We start from the raw sequence: 19,402 nt of genomic DNA, 5'->3' as shown, positions 1-19,402 counted from the left end.
GCCCGGTCGCAAGGAGTGGACTTTGAAGTCCGGGCCGTCGGCGTTGAACTCGGGCGAGGGGAGGGCGAGATGGTCGACTTCTACGCGCCCCAGGCGATCTGGGGCAGAGAGCTACGGCACTACCGGAAGGCGGCGGGCCTGACGCAGGGGCAACTCGCTGAGCGCATCCATTTCAGCGAGGGCCTGATCAGCGGCGTCGAGACCGGCCAGCTCCCGGCCAGCCCCGAGTTCGCCGAGTCCTGCGACAAGGCCCTGGCCACCGGCGGAGCGCTGCGCCGCCTGCTCGACTGGCGCAAGGGCCAGATCTTCCCCTCCTGGTTCGGCAAGTGGCACGAGAAGGAGCAGGCGGCCCTCACCCTGCGGACCTACGAGCCGCTGCTGGTGCCGGGCTTGTTGCAGACCGAGCAGTACGCCCGCGCCGTGCTGCGCGGCAACGAGGCCGCGGTGGCCGCCCGTTTGGAAAGACAGGCGATCCTCGCCCGCGACGACCCGCCGTCGTTGCGCTGCGTCCTCGACGAGGCGGTGCTGTTCCGGCCCATCGGCGGCCCGGAGCTGATGAAGGGGCAACTACGACGGCTGCTCGACGTGGTCACCCCCCGGCTCAGCATCCAGGTCCTCCCGCACGGGTTGCACTCCGGCCTGACGGGTGGTTTCGTGATCGCGACCCTGGACGGAGGCTCCGAGGTGTTGTACGCGGAAACAGCGGTGCGCGGCATCACCACGAGCGATCATGAGGACGTCTCGGCGGCCGTGGAGCGGTTCGAGGCCATCCGTACCGAGGCGCTGCCCTTGAGCATGTCCCTTGAAACGATAAAGAAAGCCATGGTGGAACGATGGACCTGAGCTTCGCCCGGTGGCAGAAGTCCAGTTTTTCCGGTGACAACGGCGGCAATTGCGTCGAGATCGCCGAGCTCAAGAACGTTCATGGCGGCCCTGAGCACAAGGTCGGGCAGGACGAGCTGGTCGTCGTGCGTGACTCCAAGGACCCCGACGGACCCAAGCTGTTCTTCACGCCCGCCGAGTGGGACGCGTTCCTGGCGGGCGTGAAGGCGAGAGAGTTCGACCGCGCGTGACGGCGGGGTTCAGCAGGTGGCCGGACCGGCGTCCCGCTGGACCTCGATGGAGGGCGTCTCGCCCTCGTGCGGCGGCATCGCGGACGCGGCCACGAGTGGATCGCCCGGGGTGCCGCCGACCTTCTCCAGGAAGTCGCTCCACTCGGTCGGCACGGCGAGCGCGGTGATCGAATACCACTCCCCGGCCATCGCGGGGTCGCCGCCTTCGAGCGAGACGGGCACGTCCCACTGGCCGGAGGCCCGTACGGTGTCGACGCGGTAGAAGCGGGTGCGTCTGGTGCGCGGGGTGCCGGTCGTCCGGCGTACCCCGACCAGCAGGGACGTGCCCTCGGGCAGCGTCGCGGTGCCTCTCACCAGCGGGCAGGGCGGCGCGGTGGCCCCGGGGCCGGTGACGGGCGCGGTGATGGCGAGCCGGGGCGTCTCCCGCTCGCTCTGCGCCTGGCTGTACTTCGCCACGACGCCGGGCAGGCCCACCAGCGTCGTGGCCATGCCGACGATGGCGGTCGCCCACTTCCTTCTGGCGCTCCATACGCGTGGAGCGGACCCGGCGCTGTGGCCGAGCTTTCGGTTCTTGGCCATGTGCGATATTTCCCCCGATCGTGCGCCGCGAGATGGATACGCGGAAACGCGACGTGTCCCATTTTTTCGGGATAAACGTCGAATTGGAGTGTTTTACTCAACGGGGTGGAAGGGTGTCGGCCTGCACCCGATTTCGGGTGATGCCGTTTCCCCTGCTCATACCCTTGATCGTCCGCGTAACCCCCGGCCGAGGGTGTTTTTGAGATCAACTTGACGGTCGTTCACCAAGCGTGAATCAGGGTTTATTGGCCCAAATACGCGCTGACTGCACGATTTCCTCAAGGCTGTCGCTGTGCGCGCCCTTCCAGTAGACCTGGCCGCAGTCGCCGCACCGGCCGTAGGCGTCATAGCTGCGCCGGGTGCCCGCCTCCAGCAGCGGTTCGACCTCCTCCTTCGGCACCGGCACGAGCACGCCGTTGCAGGCCGTGCAGCGCGTCCAGGGGGCCAGCGGCGGCGCGAACCGTTCGAGCACGTCGCGCAATTGGTCGGCGGGGCGCGAGCCGCGGACGTAGGCCCCCAGCCACAACGCGCGGCGGCGCAGCAGGCCGCGGTCCTGGGTGAGCAGCACCCGCCGCTCCTCGTTGGCCTGGACCACCAGCGCCGGGTCGTCCATGTCGTTGTGGTAGGCGGTGTCCACGCCGAGCAGGCGCAGCCGCCGGGCCAGCGTGCCGAGGTGCACGTCGAGCAGGAACCGCGGCTCGGCGGGCAGCGGCTGCGGGCGGGGAATCGGCCGCACCTCGACCGCCTCGCCCGGCGCGAGCAGGTGGGAGGGGGGCACGCCGCGGCCGTCCGACACCATCGGGCCGACCTCGGTCAAGGGGATGCCGAGCGACTCCACGTGATGGCCGAGCGTCGAGGTGCCGTCGGTGGTCACCCGATGCCACTCGCGCCGGCGGCTCACGGGCAGGAACATCCTCAGCTCAGCGGCGATGCGCAGGCGTGCGTCCCGTTCGGTCACGCTGTCCATTCTGCGGGACCGGATACCGTGAAATCATGCCCATCTCCCGCCGAGCCTTCCTCGGGCTCGCCGCGCTCGCGGCCGGCTGCTCCACGGCCAGGCCCGCCGAGCTGCGGCTGGTCACCGGGCTGGCGGGCGGCCCGTACGGCGCGCTCGGGCAGCGGCTGGCGGGCGAGCTGCGGCACGACGGGCTGACCGTGCGGGTGGTGGAGACCGCGGCCAGCGTCCAGAACCTCACCATGATGGCCGGCGGCCGGGCCGACGTCGGGTTCGCGCTGGCCGACAGCGCCGACGACGCGGTCCGGGTGCGCCACCAGCCGGTCTCCGCGCTGGCCCGGATGTACATGAACTACGTGCATCTGGTCGTGCGCGAGGGCGCGCGGATCACCGGCGTCGGCGACCTGGCGGGGCGTCCGGTGTCGATCGGGGTCGAGGGGTCGGGCACGGCGGTGACCGCGACGCGCGTGTTGGCGGCCGCCGGGCTGCGCACCCCGCCGGAGATCACCAGGCTCGGGCTCGACGCCTCCGTCACCGAGCTGCGCGACGGCCGCATCGAGGCGTTCTTCTGGTCCGGCGGCGTGCCGACGCCCGCGCTCGCCGCGCTCGACGACATCGCGCTGGTCCCGCTGGAGTCGCTGGTGCCGGTGCTGCGCCGCCGCTACGGGCCGGTCTACGAGCACGCCGCCGTGCCCGCGGGCGCGTACGGGCTGGCCAGGCAGGTGCCGACCGTCGGCACGCCGAGCTACCTGATGTGCCGGACGACGCTCCCCGACGAGCTGGCCTACACCGTCACCGAGACGCTCTTCCGCGCCCGCGACCGCCTCCAGGCCCCGTCGGCCCCCGGCGGCCGACTCGACCGGCGCTACGCCATCGGCACCGGCGTCGTGCCCCTGCACCCGGGGGCGGCCCGCTACTACCGCTCGGTCTACGGCTGACCCGGCGCCAGCTCGACCACCAGCCCGTGCGGCACGGCGGGCAGCAGCCGCAGCGTGGCCCCGCACGCCTTGGCCAGCTCGGCGGCGATGGCGAGCCCGAGCCCGCTGCCCGGGACGTTCGCGTGCGCCCCCGACCGCCAGAACCGCCCGAGCGCCTCGGCCCGCTCCTCCTCGCCCAGCCCCGGCCCGTCGTCGGCGACGCGCAGGACCCCGCCGTCGAGCGTGACCGTCACCGTGCCGCCCTCGGGGACGAACTTCTGGGCGTTGTCCAGGGCGATGTCGGCGATCCTGGCCGCCGCCTCCGGCACCAGCGCGCCCGCGGGGACGTCGGCCACCAGGCACACCCCCTTGGCCGCGTAGACCTCGCGCCACACCGCCAGCCGCCCGCCGAGCGCGACCTCCTTGCCCGCCAGGCCCGCGCCCGCCTCGACCGTGGCCAGCGCCAGCAGGTCCTCCACCAGCAGCGCCAGCCGGTCGAGCTCGGACATCGCCTCGGCGTACTCGGCCGTGCCCTCCTCGCGCAGGTGCGGCTCCAGGTTCTCCAGCCGCAGCCCGAGCACGGTGAGCGGGGTGCGCAGCTCGTGCGAGGCGTCGGCCACGAACGCCCGCTGCCGTTCCATCGCCGCCGAGACCGCGTCGGCCATCGCGTTGAAGCGCTCCTCCAGCCGCCGCAGCTCCGACGGGCCCACCCCGGGATGCGCCCGCGCGTCGAGCTGACCCTGCGCGATGGCCCGCGTGGTGCGGTCGAGCTCGGTCACCGGCCGCAGGATCCAGCGGGCCAGCCGCCGGGCCGCCAGCGCCGAATAGGCCAGCGCGACCAGCGCCCCCGCCGCCAGCGCGCCCCACACCAGCGACACGTCCAGCCGGGCCTGGCCGGTCGGGGCCTCCAGCAGCACCACGCCGGACAACTGCGCGTCGCGTCCGGCGGGCTCGGCCAGCAGCACCGTGGCCGGGCCGAACGGGCTGACCGTGGGCAGGTCCTCGGTCGTGCGGCCGGACAGCGCGAGCCGGGTCGCCTCCCGGTCGTCGGCCTCGAAGCGGCCGGCCGAGACCAGGATCGAGCCGTCGCGGTCGCGCACCCGGACGGCCGCGCCGTACAGGTCGGCGTACCGGGAGACCTCGGTGATCAGGCCCGTACGGTCGTCGTCGCGGGCCGCCGCGTCGGCCAGCTCGGCGAACCGGGTGGCGTCGGCGCGCCGGTCGAGCAGCAGGCGGTTGGTCCGGTGGGAGGCGTAGGCCAGGCCGAGCGGCACCGCCAGCGCCGCGATCAGGAAGACGATCAACGTGGTGAACGTGACCACCAGACGCGTGTTCATCCCGTCGAGCCCAGCCGGTAGCCGGTGCCGCGCAACGTCTCCACCAGCCCCGGACGCCCGGTCTTGGACCGCAGCCCCGCCACGTGCACGTCGAGCGACCGGGACGCCGACAGCAGCGGGTCGCCCCAGACCTCGTCGAGGATCTCCTCCCGGCTGCGCACCACGCCCGGCTCGCGGGCCAGCAGCGCCAGCACGTCGAACTCGCGCCTGGTCAGCGTCACAGGCTCCCCGGCCACCGTGACCTGCCGCGACTCCAGGTCGATGCGCACGTCGCCGACGCACACCACGTGGTCGCGCACCGGCATCGGACGCGTGCCGCGCCGCATCACCGCCTCCATGCGGGCCATCAGCTCGACCGTGCGGAACGGCTTGACCAGGTAGTCGTCGGCCCCCGAACGCAGGCCGCGCAGCACCTCGCGCTCCTGCGTGCGCGCGGTGACCACGATGAGCGGCACCGCCGAGACGCGGCGCAGCCGGCGCAGCACGTCGAGCCCGTCCATGTCGGGCAGGCCCAGGTCGAGCAGCACGAAGTCGACGCCCCCCGCCAGGCGGAGGGCGTCGACGGCCAGGCCGGCGCGGGTGACCGAGTGGCCGTGCCGGGCCAGCGCCGTGGTGAGCGCGGAGGCGAGACGATCGTCGTCCTCGACCAGGAGAACCCGCATATGGCCAGGTTAGACGCGGGCGGTGACCGGATCCGACGGCTCGGCGCCTTCGCTGCGGGACAGCGCCACGTCGCGCGTCTCGCGCATGGTCAGGTAGACGACCAGGGACACTGCGGCGCAGGCGGAGACGTACCAGAAGTAACCGGACTCGATGTCGTGGCGCTTGAACCACAGGGCGACGTACTCGGCGGTGCCGCCGAACAGGGCGTTCGCGATCGCGTACGGCAGCGCCACCCCCAGGGCGCGCACGTGCGTCGGGAACAGCTCGGCCTTCACCACGGCGTTGATCGAGGTGTAACCGGTGACGATGACCAGGCCGGCCAGCGACAGGACGAGCGCGCCCCCGAAGCCGCTCGCCCCGCCCAGCGCGCTCATCAACGGCACGGTCCCCAGCATCGACCCGATCCCGAACGTGATCAGCAGCGGCCTGCGCCCGATCCGGTCCGACAACGCCCCGGCCAGCGGCTGGATGCACATGAAGATGAACAGCGCGCAGAAGCTGACCAGCGTCGCGGTCTCCTTCGCCAGACCCGCGGTGTTCGACAGGTACTTGGTGAGGTACGTCGTGTAGGTGTAGTACGCGACCGTCCCGCCCATGGTCAGGGCGATGACCAGCAGCGCCTCCTTCTTGTGCGCGAGGAGCTGCCTGATGGTGCCCTTGTCCCGGCGCTCCTCTTCCTCCTCGCCGTACACCTCCGTCTCCAGCAGGCTGCGGCGCAGGTAGAACACGACGGCGGCGGCCACGGCCCCGACCACGAACGGGATGCGCCAGCCGTAGGAGTTCAGGGCCTCCTTCGACATCGTGTTCTGCAGGATGATCTGCAGGCCGAGGCCGACGAGCTGGCCGGCGGTCATGGAGACGTACTGGAAGCTGGAGGCGAAGCCGCGCCGGCCGCGGGGGGTGGCCTCGGTCAGGTAGGTGGCGCTGGCGGCGTACTCGCCGCCGACCGACAGGCCCTGGAGCAGCCGCGCGACCACCAGGACCAGCGCGCCGGCGTAACCGACCGACTCGTACGTCGGGGCGACGGCGATGAGCAGCGCGCTGGCCGACATCAGCGTGACGGTGAGCGTGAGCGCCGCCTTGCGGCCCCGGCGGTCGGCGTAGCGGCCGAGCAGCCAGCCGCCGAGCGGGCGCATGAAGAAGCCGACGGCGAAGATGGCCGCGGTGTTGAGCAGTTTGGCCGTGTCGTCCCCGTCAGGGAAGAACGAAGCGGCGAAGTACACGGCGAAGCTGCTGTAGACGAACCAGTCGTACCACTCGACCAGATTGCCGACGGAGCCGCCGATCACTGCCTTCCACGGCACGCGCGCTTTGTTCATGTAGGACCTCCTGGGGGGAGTGGATGCAGGCCAGAGCCTCTCCCCAGAAGGTTGTTCGGACAAGGTCGGCGGCTCAGATCTAACGTGCGCTTAACATCGGGTTCTTCTCAGCGCAACGGAGGCTGCGCGTTCCTGGCGCGTTCGAGCGCCAGATCGGCCCACCACTCGCCGCTCTCCGGGGCCACCACGCCGCGCTCGGGGTCCTTGTCGCCGTTCGTGCCGCGCCGGCAGCGTCCGCCGGAGCTGCCCGCCCGGGTGATCCACAGGTAGGCGTCCGCGAGCTCCTCGCCGGTGTCGGTCGTGGGCCGTTCGCCGACGCCCCGGCCCGGCGGGTTGCACCAGACCTGCGGGTCGGCGTACTTCTTCGTCGGCGTCCACGAGCCCTGGCCGTTCCTGGCGGTGTCCACCACGAAGTGCGGCAGGTCGCCGCCGGGGTCGGCGTCCTTCGGGCAGGTCGTGCCGCCCGTCCTGCGCATGACGGCGACGCAGGCCGACAGCGACTTGCCGTACTCGACGGCCTTCGGGGTGCGCTGGAAGGAGGCGGTGTTGACGAAGAACCCGTCGGCCTGGTCGATCCCCGCGCCGATCAGGCGCCGGGCCATGATCTCGGTGCCGGGGTAGAGGTCCTGGCTGCCGTCGAGGTAGACGGCCGTGCCGGGGTGCCCGGTCCTGAGCGACCGCACGGCCTCGCGCAGGTCCCGGTAGCGCTGCTCGGCCGTGCCGGCCAGCTTGCAGTCCTTGGTGCCGGGGAGGTTGACCAGGCTGGAGGGCTCCAGGATGATCACGGCCTTGCGGTCGCCGATCTGGCGGGCGACGCCCTTGACCCACTCCTGGTAGACCCGCATCTCGCCCGCGCCGACGGCGGCGCAGTCGCCGCCGCCCGGCATGTAGTTGATCAGGAGCACGGGCACGCCGCCCGCGTCCTGGGCGGCGGTCACGGCGGTCTCGACCGTGGCCCTGACCTCGGGCTGGTTCAGGCGGACGGCGTGCGGGACGGCGGCCAGCCGGTCCATCAGGGCGGCGTCGGCCGGGCGGTCCTTCCGCCACACGGCGGCCTGGCGGGCGGCGGCCTTCTCCTTCTCGGAGTAGAAGGTGACGCCGTTCTCGCGGAGGGGGTTGCGGGGGGGCGTCGTTCGGGCGGGGGTTCCCTGGTCGGTGGTGGGCGTGGTCGTACGGGGGGTGGCGGTGTCGTGGCGGGTCCACAGGAGGGCCGTGGTGATGCCCGCGGCCAGCACGACGGCCGCGGAGGCCGCCAGCAGCCTCGTACGCCGCCTTCCCGCCGCCGTCCCGTCCGTCCCTTCGGGGGGAGCCGTCCCGTCCGTCCCTTCGGGGGGAGAAGGGGGAAGGGTGCGCCGCCCGTCGGTGGTGGGTGGGGGAAGGGGGTTCCGGGTCTCGGAGGGGGGTGGGGTGGGGAGGGCGGTTGCGGGGGTGGTGGTGCTGAGGTGGTCCATCAGTTGCTGGGCCGTGGGGCGGGTGGCGGGGTTCTTGGAGAGGGACGCCGTCACCAGGTCCAGCAGCGGCCCCGACAACCCGCGCAGCTCGGGAGCCTCGTTCACGATGCGTAACAGGATCGTCGGCACCGACCCCGCCCCGAACGGCGGCAGCCCCCCGGCGGCGAAGGCGACGGTGCAGCCCCACGAGAAGACGTCCGAGGCCGGCCCGACCGGCGAGCCCGCCACCTGCTCGGGCGACATGTACGACGGCGTCCCCACGATCGCGCTGCTCATCTCCGCGTCCGCCAGCCGCGCGATGCCGAAGTCGATGACCTTGGGTCCCACCTGGGACAGCAGCACGTTCGACGGCTTGAGGTCCCGGTGCACGACCCCGGCCCCGTGGATGGCGCGCAACGCCATCGCCATGGCCGCCGCGAGCCCGTCCAGCGCCGAGCCCTTCAGCGGCCCGGAGTCGCGCACGGCGTCGTCGAGGCTGGGCCCCTCGACGTACTCGGTGACCAGGTACGCCACGTCCGCCCGTACGTCGGCGTCGAGCACCGGGGCGGTGCAGAAACGGGCGACCCGCCGGGCGGCGGCCACCTCGCGGGCGAACCGCCGCCGGAAGTCGGGGTCGGAGGCCATCCTGGCGTGGATGAGCTTGACGGCCACCCGCGTGCCGCCGGGGTCCTCGCCCAGGTAGACGACGCCCATGCCGCCCTCGCCCAGCCGGCCCAGCAGGGCGTAGCGCCCCACCTGCCGCGGATCACCGTCCCTCAGCGCCTCCGACGTCATGACTCGTCAGGTTACTCGGCGCGGGGTCGGACCGTCAGCCGCCATTCGTCCCACTCGTCGAGCAACTCGAAGCCCATGGCCTCGTTGATGGCCAGCATGTGGGCGTTGGACGTGGCGTTCCAGGTGATGATCCGCTCCAGGTGGGGCTCGCGCTCGCGCAGCCACAGCAGGTTGGAGATCTTGAGCAGCAGGCCCAGGCGATGGCCGCGGTGCTCGCGCAGGACGGTGGTGTCGGTCTGGTGGCCCCAGCCGTCGGAGCGATCGGCGGCGAGGTAGATCCGCGTGTAACCGGCGGGCGCGCCGTCGGAGTCGCGCCTGGCGATCATCGTGTAACAGGTCTCGCCGCCGACCGTGACGCGCTCCTCGCGCAGGCGCAGGCGGTCGAGGCTGAAGGTCATGTCCTGGACGTCGGCGTCGCGCGGGGCGTCGTTCATGCCGCTCATCACCGTGGCGAGGTCGGCCAGCAGCTCCGGCCCGGCCGGACCGGCGAAGCGCTCGACGGTGTAGCCGGGGACCTCGGGCAGCATGCCGCGCAGCGCGTCCCAGTCGGTCGTGCGCAGGTCGAGCGTGCGGCGGGCCTCCTGGAGAGCGACCGTCATCCCGTGGGCGCGGGCGAAGCGGGCGCCGACGCCGGTGGTGGGGGTCTCGGTGAGCAGCAGGGTGCGGCCGTGGGCACGCATCCGGCCGAGCGCGTGCTCGAACAGCTGGGTCCCGAGGCCGCGGCCGCGCAGCTCGGGCCGGACCACGAGCGGGAAGATCCAGCCCATGTGCCGGTTGTCGTGCTGAGGGAGCGCCAGGCTGTAGCCGCCGGCGACCTCGCCGCCGTCGGTCAGGACCCAGGTCTCGACCCGGTCGCCGGGAGGGCCCAGGCGGGCGATGACGGACAGGCGGAGGAGTGACAACTTGGGGCCGGGCTCGTGCGCGTGGGCGGCCAGGTAGGCGTCGTACAGGCCCGTCATCAGCTCGCCCGGCCGGTCGAAGTCGATTGGCTGGATGTGCATCCGTCCAGCCAATCGCATCGGCGCCGCCTCCGGCCAGCCGTTTTACCGCCGGTGCCCCTACTGCCGGTAGTTCTCCACCTCGCCGGCAGGGCGGACGGCCGCGCCGTCGGGGTCGTCGCCCGCGCCGCGCCTGGCCCGGCGCTGCCGGAGCAGGTCCCAGCACTGGTCGAGCGCCACTTCCAGTTCCTTGACGCGCGCGTGCTCCTCGTCGGAGGTGACCTCGCCCGCCGACAGCCTGCCGCGCAGTTCGTGCTCTTCGGTGACCAGAGCGCTGATCCTGATGAGAATCTCGTCGTCCCGCATGCCCAAGACTCTAACGACTGCGTGATAGAACACGCCCTATGTCTGGTATCGCGCTGGTAAGGAAGCCCGGCCCCCGGATCGCCGAGGGCATCGTCACGCACATCGAGCGCGAACCCGTGGACCACGAGCGTGCACGTCACCAGCATGACGCCTACGTCGCGGCGCTGGCCGCCGCCGGATGGCGGCCCGTCTACGCCGAGGACGCCGACCACCTGCCCGACGCGCCGTTCGTGGAGGACGCCGTGGTGGTGTCGGGACGGCTGGCCGTGCTCACCCGGCCGGGCGCGCCGGACCGGCGTCCCGAGGTCGAGTCGGTGGAGCGGGCCGTACGGGAGCTCGGCCTGAAGGCCGTCAGGATCGCCCGCCCCGGCACCCTGGACGGCGGCGACGTGCTCCAGGTCGGCCCCACCGTGTACGTCGGCAGGTCGGGCCGGACCAACGACGAGGGCGTCGGCCAGCTCGCCGCCCTGCTGCCCGAGCGCCGGATCGTGCCGGTGGGCCTGCGCGGCGTGCTGCACCTGAAGTCGGCGGTGACCGCCCTGCCCGACGGGACGCTCATCGGCGATCCCGGTCGCGTCGAGCTGCCGGGCCTGCTGGAACCACCGGAGGAGCCGGGCGCGCACGTGGTGCCGCTGGGCGGCGACCGCGTCCTGCTGGCCGCCTCGGCGCCGGGGACGGCGGCGATGCTGGAGCGGCGCGGGCTCGCCGTGACGACGGTGGACATCTCGGAATTCGAGCGGCTGGAGGGCTGCGTCACCTGCCTGAGCGTGCTCATCCCGGACTAGAGGACAGGGCGAGCCGGAATTTCACGGCCCCCACCAGGCGTTTTCCCATTGGTTGACCGATCGGCTCTCATGATGTGAGATCAAGGGCGGCGTATCCCGAGACGTCTGGTAGCGTGCTTGGCATGCTGCGCGGGCTGCTTCTTAGCTGCCGCGGCGAGGGCCTGTAAGGCCGGCTCCCTCGTCGCGGAGCCAGTCATGCGCGTCGGCCGCTTTCACTCGACCGACGAGGAGCAGCAGACATGAACGCCCAGCAGCCCAGCCCCATGCCGGCCCATCGTTACGAGCCGTTCCAGCCGATCAGGCTGACCGATCGCACCTGGCCCGACCAGGTCATCACCAAGGCGCCCCGGTGGTGCGCGGTAGACCTGCGAGACGGCAACCAGGCCCTGATCGACCCGATGGACTCCCACCGCAAGCTCCAGATGTTCGAGCTGCTGGTGCGCCTGGGCTACAAGGAGATCGAGGTGGGCTTCCCGGCCGCCTCCCAGACCGACTTCGACTTCATCCGGCAGATCATCGACGAGGGCCGCGTCCCCGACGACGTCGCCATCCAGGTGCTGACCCAGGCCAGGCCCGAGCTGATCGAGCGCACCTTCGAGGCGATCGAGGGCGCCAAGCAGGCCATCGTCCACCTGTACAACTCGACCTCCACCCTCCAGCGCCGCGTCGTGTTCGGCCTGGACCGGGAGGGCATCACGGCCATCGCCGTCGAGGGCGCCAAGCTGGTCAAGAAGCTGGCCGACGCCACCGACGTCGACGTGCGCTTCCAGTACTCGCCCGAGTCGTTCACCGGCACCGAGCTGGAGTACGCCGTCGAGGTGTGCGACGCCGTCAACGAGGTGTGGCAGCCCACCCCCGACCGCAAGGTCATCATCAACCTGCCCGCCACGGTCGAGATGGCCACGCCCAACATCTACGCCGACCAGATCGAGTGGATGCACCGCAACCTCAAGCACCGCGACTCGATCGTGCTGTCCCTGCACCCGCACAACGACCGCGGCAGCGCCGTGGCCGCCGCCGAGCTGGGCTACATGGCGGGCGCCGACCGCATCGAGGGCTGCCTGTTCGGCAACGGCGAGCGCACCGGCAACGTCTGCCTGGTCACGCTGGGCATGAACCTGTTCTCCCAGGGCGTCGACCCCGAGATCGACTTCAGTGACATCGACGAGATCCGCCGCGTCACCGAATACTGCAACCAGCTGCCGGTGCACCCGCGTCACCCGTGGGGCGGCGAGCTGGTCTACACCGCCTTCTCCGGCTCCCACCAGGACGCCATCAAGAAGGGCTTCGAGCACCTGGAGCGCGACGCCGCGGCGGCCGGCACGCCGGTGGCCGAGTTCACCTGGGCGGTGCCCTACCTGCCCATCGACCCGAAGGACATCGGCCGCTCCTACGAGGCCGTCATCCGGGTCAACAGCCAGTCGGGCAAGGGCGGCGTGGCCTACATCATGAAGGCCGACCACCAGCTCGACCTGCCGCGCCGGCTGCAGATCGAGTTCTCCAAGGTCGTGCAGGCCCGTACCGACTCCGACGGCGGCGAGATCAGCCCCGCCGCCATGTACGAGATCTTCCGCGACGAATACCTGCCCAACCCCGCCAACCGCTGGGGCCGCCTGAGCCTCATGGCCCACCGCCACGAGTCGACCGTCGACGACAAAGACCGCATCGGCGCCGACGTGCGCCTCGACGGTGAGATCCGGGAGATCTCGGGCGTGGGCAACGGCCCGATCTCGGCGTTCATCGACGCCATCGCCGGGGTCGGCATCAAGGTGCGGGTCCTCGACTACGTCGAGCACGCGATGAGCGCGGGCAGCGACGCCAAGGCCGCCTCCTACCTGGAGTGCGAGGTCGACGGGCAGGTGCTGTGGGGTGTGGGCGTCGACGCCAACACCACGACGGCCTCGCTCAAGGCGATCATCTCGGCGGTCAACCGCGCCGCGCGCTGAACCGTCCGGTCGTGCGGAGAAGGGCAGGAGCACCGCGCTCCTGCCCTTCTCCGTGTCGTGGCGGCGTGCCGTTCACGTGGCGAGCCCGAACTCCCCGGCGGCCAGGCGCAGCGCGTGGTCGAAGGCCGCCCACCGGTGCTCGATCGTGTTGTTGAACTGGCCGAACACCTCGAAGTTGACCCAGCCGTAGAGCGTCGCCCAGGACGCCATCGCCCGCCACACCACGTCGTCGGGCACGCCGGACATCAGGGCGCGGATGTTGTCGGCGTCCGCGGCCACCTCGGCGGGCGGCTCGGGAGTGGCCGGCGGGTGCAGCGCGCCGGCGTTCCAGGCGTCGGCGACGATCGCGCCGAGCACGGTGACGTCGCGCAGGCGGGCCACGACGGTGTCCTGCGGCGCCTGGTAGCCGGGCACGGGCGAGCCGTAGATCAGCGCGTACTCGTGGGGGTGGGCCACCGCCCAGTCGCGTACGGCGTGGCCGGCGGCCAGCCAGCGGTCCAGGTGGGCCGTCCGCGAGCAGGCTGCCTCGGCCTGCTCGACGGCCTCGCCCAGCGCGTTGTAGCCGTCGATGATCAGGGCGGTCAGCAGGTCGTCGCGGCTCGGGAAGTAGCGGTAGATGGCCGAGGAGACCATGCCCATCTCCCGCGCCACGGCCCGCAGCGACAGGCCGCCGGCGCCGTCGGTGGCCAGTTGGCGGCGGGCGATGTCGGTGATCTCCCTGGTGAGCTCGGCTCTCACGCGTTCTCGCGCGGTACGGGTGGCTGTCATGGACAGCAGATTATCAGAGCACTAGCAAAAAACGAGAGCACTGCTCTTGACGATTGCCGCTCTCTTGAGAGAGCATTGCTCTCGTAAGCGAACAGCGCACCCCCACAGGAGACCCCCATGCTCGCCCTCGCCAAGAACGCCAACGCCGTCCTGATGTTCTTCCTGGAGCTCGGCGTGCTGGGCGCGGTGGCGTACTGGGGGTTCACGCTCAGCCCCAACTGGCCGATCAAGCTCCTCGCCGGGCTGGGCGGGCCGGCGCTGTTCATCGCCGCGTGGGCGCTGTTCGGCGCGGGGGGCGGCGCCAACGCCACGATCCCGCTGACCGGTCTGGCCCGCGCCGTGCTGGAGATCCTCTGGTTCGGCGGCGGCGCGCTCGCGCTCTACGCCGCCGGCCGGGTCACCCCGGCGATCGTCTTCGCCGCCGTCTTCGTCGTCAACGCGGTGCTCCGCGTCATCTGGAAGCAGGTCTGATCATGGGTAAGCACGTCGTCGTGGGGTCCGGCCAGGTCGGCACGCATCTGGCCACCAAGCTCGCCGCTCAGGGGCACGAGGTCGTCGTCGTGACCCGCTCGGGCCGCGGGCCCGAGGGGACGGTCAGGGTGGCCGCCGACGTCGCCGACAAGGCCCGGCTGTCCGAGCTGAGCAAGGGGGCCGACGTCCTGTACAACTGCGTCAACCCGGCCTACCACCGCTGGCTCACCGACTGGCCGCCGATGGCCGAGTCGTTCCTCGCCGCCGCGGAGTCGAGCGGGGCCGTGCTCGCCATCCTGGGCAACCTCTACCCGTACGGGCCCGTCACCGGCCCGATGACCGAGGACCTGCCGCTCGCCTCCACCACCCCGAAGGCCCAGGTGCGGGCGAAGATCTGGCACGACGCGCTGGCCGCCCACCGGGCCGGGCGCATCAGGGCGACCGAGGTGCGCGGCTCGGACTTCTTCGGCCCAGGCGCCACCGACCAGTCCCACCTGGGCACCCGCTTCATCCCGGCGCTCAGGGCGGGCAAGACCGTCCGGCTCGTCTTCCCGGCCGACGTGCCGCACAGCTGGACCTACCTGCCGGACGTGGCCGACGCCCTGATCACGGCGGGCGCCGACGAGCGGGCCTGGGGCCGCCCCTGGCACGTGCCCACCGACGACCCGATGACCTTCCGCGAGGTCGGCGCGCGGATGGCCGCCCTGCTGGACCTGCCGGCGCCGAAGATGAGCACGCTGCCGTGGCCGCTGCTGCGGGTGTCCGGGCTGTTCTCGCCCATGATCGGCGAGCTGCGGCACGTGCGCTACCAGTTCACCGCGCCGTTCGTGCTCGATTCCTCGGCGTTTCAGCAGGTCTTCGGCGTCGCGCCTACGCCGATGGAGGCCGCGCTGAGGGCTACGCTCGACGGATGAAGATAGCCATGATCGGCCTGGGCGACATCGCGGAGAAGGCGTACCTTCCCGTGCTCGCCGCCCAGTCCCTCGACCTCCACCTCTGCACCCGCAACACCGCGCGGCTCGACCGGCTCGGGGACGCCTACCGCGTCGCCGACCGGTCCACCAGCGTCGACGAGGTGATCAAGGCAGGGGTCGACGCCGCGTTCGTGCACGCCGCGACCGAGGCGCACGCGGAGATCGTCGAGCCGCTGCTCAGCGCCGGGATCCACGTCTACGTCGACAAGCCGATCGCCTACAGCCTCGCCGAGTCCGAGCGCCTGGTGCGCCTGGCCGAGTCCGAGGGCCGGTCGCTCATGGTCGGGTTCAACCGTCGCTTCGCCCCCGGCTACGCCGGGCTCCTCGCCCTTCCCCGCCACCTCGTGCTGATGGAGAAGAACCGCGACAACTACCCCGACGCGCCCCGGCGGGCCATCTTCGAGGACTTCATCCACGTCGTGGACACGCTCAGGTTCCTCGCCCCCGGCCCGGTCACCGAGACCAGGATCCGCACCCGCGTCCGCCGCGACCTGCTCGAACACATCGTCCTGGAGCTGTCGGGCGCCGGGTTCACCGCGATCGGCGTCATGAACCGGGTCAGCGGCGCCGGCGAGGAGACCTGCGAGGTCATGGGCGACGGCATCAAGCGGCGCGTGGTCAACCTCGGCGACGTCCTCGACTACGAGGGCGGCGAGACGCTCACCCGGCGGCCCGACTGGGTGCCGGTCGCCCGGCAGCGCGGCATCGAGCAGATCTGCCAGGAGTTCCTGCTCGCGGTCCGCGAGGGCCGGGTGATCGGCGCCGACGACGCCCTGATCACCCACGCGATCTGCGAGGAGGCCGTCAGCCTGGCTTCCTGACCCGCATCGACTCGTCGGCCCTGGCGAACATGCGGTCGAACGTCGTCCCGCCCAGCCGGGCGAGCACCGTGTAGCCGTCGGTGTCGCTCAACGGGCTGGAGGAGGAGACCACCCCCGCCACCGAGTCGCCGTACAGGACCGGGCCGCCGCTCCCCCCGGCGGCGGCGTGGCAGTTGCGGGTGACCATCACCCCGGGGCCCACCGTCGAGCCCTCCACCGCGTCGCCCAGGCATCGGTACATCTGCGTGCCCGGGTAGCGCTTGCCCGCCGGATAGCCGAGCAGTTCGAGCCCGCGCAGCCCGGCGCCCCGGCCCGTGCGCAGCGGCGGCAGGCCCTGGCCGACCACCGCCTCCAGCGGGCGCTTGCCCTTGACGACCCCGACCAGGCCGACGTCGTACGGGAGCACGTCGGGGGAGTCGGGGGCGGCCTTCCAGCGGTCGGGCACCCAGGTCCGCACCGCGGACCAGACGCCGAGCCGCGGGTTGCCCCGGTCGAAGCCGGGCATGAAGGCCAGCCGCCTGAGCGGCCGGCCGTCGTGGTAGAGACAGTGCGCGGCCGTCAGCACCAGGCTGCGGCTGCGCGAGCCGATGACCGCGCCCCCGCACCACACGTCGGTGCGGGTGACGGGATCATGGCCGAGCAGCACCCCGGTCAGCCGCCGTGCCCCCGTGTAGGGGCGCGGGACCGGCGCGTAGCCCAGGCGGTCGCCGTCCGGGGTCAGCACCTGGGGGACGGGGACGCTGCGCTGTGAGACATCGGTGACGCCAGCCGGATCGAGCAGGACCAGAGACAGTACCAACCTGAGCACCTTCCCACTCTACGGGGAAGATGATCAATGCTCTGACCTGCGACACCAAGGTTTACCTAAGTGGGGGATTGTCATGCGTCGTACTGGGCGCCCAGGGCCCGCAGGCGGGCGTGGACGTCCTCGTACACCGAAGGGGCTCCCAGGTAGGTCTTGGGCAGCTTGGCGACCATGGTGTAGTTGGTGTCGCACACGTTCCCGACCGGCGCCTGGCCCGCCTGGCTGACGAGCTGGTACGCGTCCAGCGTGTCGAGGCCGGTCAGCTCCGACGTCCAGGTCACCAGGTCGTGCTGGCTGATGCGGTAGGCGTCCTCCAGGGGCCTGGCCGAGCCGGTGGACATCAGGTGCAGGTCGTCCTCCAGCCGGGGCCACGGCGTGGCCACGCCCTTGATCAGCTCGACCGCGACCACGGTGTTCATGGCCGACTCCACGGCCGTGCCGCAGACCTCGCCGTGCCCCTGCAGACCATGGCCGTCACCGATCGAGAACATGCCGCCCTCGACGTTGACGCCCAGGTAGACGGTGACGCCCGCGCGCAGCTCCGGGGTGTCCATGTTGCCGCCGTGCGCGTCGGGGGTGATGGTCATGCGGGCCTCGTTCGCGCCCGGGGCCACGCCCACCGTGCCGTGCATCGGGTCGAGCGGCAACGCGACGCTGAAGTCGCTGTTGCGCGCGTGGTAGACCGCCACGCCCTTGTCCACGTCGATGTCGTAGCGCCACACCCGCTCCTCCAGCGGCGGCTGGAGCGTCGCCGTGGTGTGGGTGCCGGTCAGCGCGCCGAAGTGCGGGAACGTGGTCGAGACCGCCCAGTCGCGGGCGGGCGTGATCTTGACGAAGTGCAGCGCCAGCGTGTCGCCGGGCTCGGCCCCCTCCACGTGGAAGGGGCCGGTCACCGGGTTCAGGTACGGGAACTCGCAGACCCGCGACGGCAGGTCCTCCACGGTCCGCACCCGGCCGCCGAAGCAGTCCTCGGTGTACAGCTCCATCACCGTCCCGGGCCGCACCCTGCCCAGGGCGGCACGGCCGCCGAAGGTGTAGCTGAGCTCCTCCGGCGAGGGGTGGTAGGAGACGACGTTCACTTGACCTCCGAGGGAAGAACGGGCCTGCGGCCCATGCGGTAGGCGATGCCGAGGCCGAAGATACCGAGCAGCAGCCAGATGCCGCCTACCCACTGGGCGGCCACGTTCTGGTTGTACACGACGGCCACCAGGACGACGAACCCGATGACGGGCACCACGAGGTGCATCAGCAGGTTACGGCTGCGCCTGCGGAAGACGTAGTGCACGACCACGGCGATGTGCAGCAGCAGGAAGGCGGTCATGGCGCCGAAGTTGACCAGCGAGGCCAGCTCGCCGATGCCGTTCTTCCGCGTGCTCATCCAGATGCCGAGGGCCAGGGAGATCGCGGCCACCAGCAGGGTCGCGTTGACCGGGACCTTGTGCCGCGGGTCGACCTTGGACAGGAACGAGGGCAGCATGCGGTCGCGGGCCATCGCGAACAGCAGCCGGGAGGTGGCCGCCTGGGCGACCAGCGAGTTGGCGAAGCCCCACGCGACGGCGGTGGCCACGGCCGTGAGCACGGACAGCCAGTGGCCGCCGGCGAACTCCGCGGTGTCGTAGAACGCGTTGCCCGTCGTGTCGCCCGCGGAGATCAGGGTCTCCCGGTTGGGCGTGAGCAGTGCGGCCACCCAGGTCTGGACCACGAACAGGACGGCGGCCAGGCCGAGCGCGGCCAGCATGGACCGGCCGAGCCGGGCGCCGCCCTCGCGGTTCTCCTCGGCCAGCGTGGAAATGCCGTCGAAGCCCAGGAACGACAGCACCGCCACCGACGCGGCGCCGAAGACCACCGTCCAGGTGAACGAGGAGGACTCGAAGATCGGGGTGAACGCGCTGGTCTGGGCCTTGCCCTGGGCCAGGGCGATGACGCCGACCACCAGGAAGATCGCCAGCACGATCAGCTCGGCCACCAGCATGACCCTGGTGATCCTGGCCGTCATCTGGATGCCCAGGTAGTTCACCACCGTGTTGAGCAGCACGAACACGACCAGCCAGCCCCAGATGGGGATGCCGGGCACGAACGAGGTCATGGCCGTGCTGGCCACCAGGTAGAGCAGCGCGGGCACGAGGATGTAGTCGAGCAGGATCGCCCAGCCGGCGATGAACCCGACCGGCGCGGCGATGCCCCGCCCGGCGTAGGTGTAGACCGAGCCGGCCATCGGGAACGCGCGGGCCATCTGCGCGTACGACAGCGCGGTGAACCCCATCGCCACCAGGCCGATGATGTAGGCGAGCGCGACCATGCCGTGGGAGACGGCGAAGACGTTGCCGAAGATGCCGAACGGCGCGATCGGCACCATGAAGATCAGGCCGTAGATCATCAGGTCGGAGAAACCCAAGGATCTCTGGAGTTCCTGGCGATAGCCGAACTGCTCGATAGTGCTCATCTGGGGCTCCTCGAAGC

Annotated in this window: 20 protein-coding genes; 8 read left to right on the top strand and 12 right to left on the bottom strand. The window is 71.6% G+C overall.

What is annotated here, in order from left to right; genetic code table 11:
* Positions 1 to 69 precede the first annotated feature (69 nt).
* The gene (locus ABZ815_RS04905) at positions 70 to 843 is read left to right on the top strand and encodes a helix-turn-helix transcriptional regulator (protein ID WP_357694064.1); all 774 of its coding nucleotides are present in this window, start codon (positions 70 to 72) and stop codon (positions 841 to 843) included.
* On the top strand, positions 834 to 1,073 hold the full coding sequence (locus ABZ815_RS04900; protein WP_357694061.1) for a DUF397 domain-containing protein: 240 nt from the start codon (positions 834 to 836) through the stop codon (positions 1,071 to 1,073). The genes ABZ815_RS04905 and ABZ815_RS04900 overlap by 10 nt, the downstream gene beginning before the upstream one ends.
* A 9-nt stretch (positions 1,074 to 1,082) precedes the next feature.
* Here ABZ815_RS04900 and ABZ815_RS04895 read toward each other — a convergent pair whose 3' ends face one another.
* Both ABZ815_RS04895 and ABZ815_RS04890 read right to left on the bottom strand, forming a co-directional pair.
* Positions 1,083 to 1,652: a hypothetical protein gene (locus ABZ815_RS04895; RefSeq protein ID WP_357694059.1), complete on the bottom strand. Its 570-nt coding sequence runs from the start codon at positions 1,650 to 1,652 to the stop codon at positions 1,083 to 1,085.
* Positions 1,653 to 1,887: 235 nt separating this feature from the next.
* On the bottom strand, positions 1,888 to 2,619 hold the full coding sequence (locus ABZ815_RS04890; protein WP_357694057.1) for a Mut7-C RNAse domain-containing protein: 732 nt from the start codon (positions 2,617 to 2,619) through the stop codon (positions 1,888 to 1,890).
* 26 nt (positions 2,620 to 2,645) lie between these two features.
* Between ABZ815_RS04890 and ABZ815_RS04885 the strand changes: the two genes are divergently transcribed.
* Positions 2,646 to 3,545 (top strand): TAXI family TRAP transporter solute-binding subunit, encoded by a 900-nt coding sequence (locus ABZ815_RS04885; RefSeq protein WP_357694055.1) that lies wholly within the window; start codon positions 2,646 to 2,648, stop codon positions 3,543 to 3,545.
* On the opposite strand, the gene ABZ815_RS04880 is transcribed toward ABZ815_RS04885, so the two are convergent.
* The 6 genes from ABZ815_RS04880 to ABZ815_RS04855 all read right to left on the bottom strand — a co-directional run bounded on the left by ABZ815_RS04880 (position 3,536) and on the right by ABZ815_RS04855 (position 10,372).
* Complete coding sequence (locus ABZ815_RS04880) at positions 3,536 to 4,861, bottom strand: HAMP domain-containing sensor histidine kinase (protein ID WP_357694052.1); 1,326 nt, start codon at positions 4,859 to 4,861, stop codon at positions 3,536 to 3,538. The two genes, ABZ815_RS04885 and ABZ815_RS04880, sit on opposite strands and share 10 nt — an antisense overlap.
* A complete protein-coding gene (locus tag ABZ815_RS04875) occupies positions 4,858 to 5,523 on the bottom strand; it encodes a response regulator transcription factor (protein WP_357694051.1) in 666 nt (221 codons plus the stop codon). Before ABZ815_RS04875 ends, ABZ815_RS04880 begins: the two co-directional genes overlap by 4 nt.
* A 9-nt stretch (positions 5,524 to 5,532) precedes the next feature.
* On the bottom strand, positions 5,533 to 6,843 hold the full coding sequence (locus tag ABZ815_RS04870) for an MFS transporter (RefSeq protein ID WP_357694049.1): 1,311 nt from the start codon (positions 6,841 to 6,843) through the stop codon (positions 5,533 to 5,535).
* A gap of 107 nt (positions 6,844 to 6,950) precedes the next feature.
* On the bottom strand, positions 6,951 to 9,068 hold the full coding sequence (locus ABZ815_RS04865) for a glycoside hydrolase family 6 protein (protein ID WP_357694047.1): 2,118 nt from the start codon (positions 9,066 to 9,068) through the stop codon (positions 6,951 to 6,953).
* 11 nt (positions 9,069 to 9,079) lie between these two features.
* Positions 9,080 to 10,069, bottom strand: a complete 990-nt coding sequence (locus ABZ815_RS04860) for a GNAT family N-acetyltransferase (protein ID WP_357694044.1) — start codon at positions 10,067 to 10,069, stop codon at positions 9,080 to 9,082.
* Positions 10,070 to 10,126: 57 nt separating this feature from the next.
* On the bottom strand, positions 10,127 to 10,372 hold the full coding sequence (locus ABZ815_RS04855) for a DUF2630 family protein (protein ID WP_357694043.1): 246 nt from the start codon (positions 10,370 to 10,372) through the stop codon (positions 10,127 to 10,129).
* 38 nt (positions 10,373 to 10,410) lie between these two features.
* Here ABZ815_RS04855 and ddaH point away from each other — a divergent pair, with 38 nt between their 5' ends.
* Both ddaH and leuA read left to right on the top strand, forming a co-directional pair.
* Positions 10,411 to 11,157 carry a dimethylargininase gene (ddaH, locus tag ABZ815_RS04850; RefSeq protein WP_357694040.1) on the top strand — a complete coding sequence of 249 codons (747 nt, stop codon included), beginning with the start codon at positions 10,411 to 10,413 and terminating at the stop codon, positions 11,155 to 11,157.
* A 239-nt stretch (positions 11,158 to 11,396) separates the two neighbouring features.
* Entirely contained in the window at positions 11,397 to 13,103 is a 1,707-nt protein-coding gene (leuA, locus tag ABZ815_RS04845) for a 2-isopropylmalate synthase (protein ID WP_357694038.1), read from the top strand.
* Between the two features lie 72 nt (positions 13,104 to 13,175).
* Here leuA and ABZ815_RS04840 read toward each other — a convergent pair whose 3' ends face one another.
* The gene (locus ABZ815_RS04840; RefSeq protein ID WP_357694035.1) at positions 13,176 to 13,871 is read right to left on the bottom strand and encodes a TetR/AcrR family transcriptional regulator; all 696 of its coding nucleotides are present in this window, start codon (positions 13,869 to 13,871) and stop codon (positions 13,176 to 13,178) included.
* A gap of 117 nt (positions 13,872 to 13,988) precedes the next feature.
* Here ABZ815_RS04840 and ABZ815_RS04835 point away from each other — a divergent pair, with 117 nt between their 5' ends.
* Genes ABZ815_RS04835 through ABZ815_RS04825 form a run of 3 tightly spaced genes read left to right on the top strand, consistent with a single transcriptional unit; the run spans position 13,989 to position 16,137 of the window.
* A complete protein-coding gene (locus ABZ815_RS04835) occupies positions 13,989 to 14,342 on the top strand; it encodes a YrdB family protein (protein ID WP_357694033.1) in 354 nt (117 codons plus the stop codon).
* Between the two features lie 2 nt (positions 14,343 to 14,344).
* Positions 14,345 to 15,256, top strand: a complete 912-nt coding sequence (locus tag ABZ815_RS04830) for an NAD-dependent epimerase/dehydratase family protein (RefSeq protein WP_357694031.1) — start codon at positions 14,345 to 14,347, stop codon at positions 15,254 to 15,256.
* Positions 15,253 to 16,137, top strand: a complete 885-nt coding sequence (locus ABZ815_RS04825) for a Gfo/Idh/MocA family oxidoreductase (RefSeq protein WP_357694028.1) — start codon at positions 15,253 to 15,255, stop codon at positions 16,135 to 16,137. Before ABZ815_RS04830 ends, ABZ815_RS04825 begins: the two co-directional genes overlap by 4 nt.
* Here the strand turns inward: ABZ815_RS04825 and ABZ815_RS04820 are convergent.
* The 3 genes from ABZ815_RS04820 to ABZ815_RS04810 all read right to left on the bottom strand — a co-directional run bounded on the left by ABZ815_RS04820 (position 16,121) and on the right by ABZ815_RS04810 (position 19,385).
* Positions 16,121 to 16,945 (bottom strand): hypothetical protein, encoded by an 825-nt coding sequence (locus tag ABZ815_RS04820; RefSeq protein ID WP_357694025.1) that lies wholly within the window; start codon positions 16,943 to 16,945, stop codon positions 16,121 to 16,123. The genes ABZ815_RS04825 and ABZ815_RS04820 overlap by 17 nt on opposite strands.
* Before the next feature lie 71 nt (positions 16,946 to 17,016).
* A complete protein-coding gene (locus ABZ815_RS04815) occupies positions 17,017 to 18,021 on the bottom strand; it encodes an acetamidase/formamidase family protein (protein WP_357694022.1) in 1,005 nt (334 codons plus the stop codon).
* Positions 18,018 to 19,385, bottom strand: coding sequence for an APC family permease (locus ABZ815_RS04810; protein ID WP_357694020.1), 1,368 nt, complete (start codon positions 19,383 to 19,385; stop codon positions 18,018 to 18,020). Before ABZ815_RS04810 ends, ABZ815_RS04815 begins: the two co-directional genes overlap by 4 nt.
* Positions 19,386 to 19,402 lie beyond the last annotated feature (17 nt).

The organism is Nonomuraea sp. NPDC047529 (assembly GCF_040642995.1).
GTDB lineage: Bacteria > Actinomycetota > Actinomycetes > Streptosporangiales > Streptosporangiaceae > Nonomuraea.
Note: the sequence above shows the minus strand (reverse complement) of the source record. Positions and strands in the feature narration are given on the sequence as shown.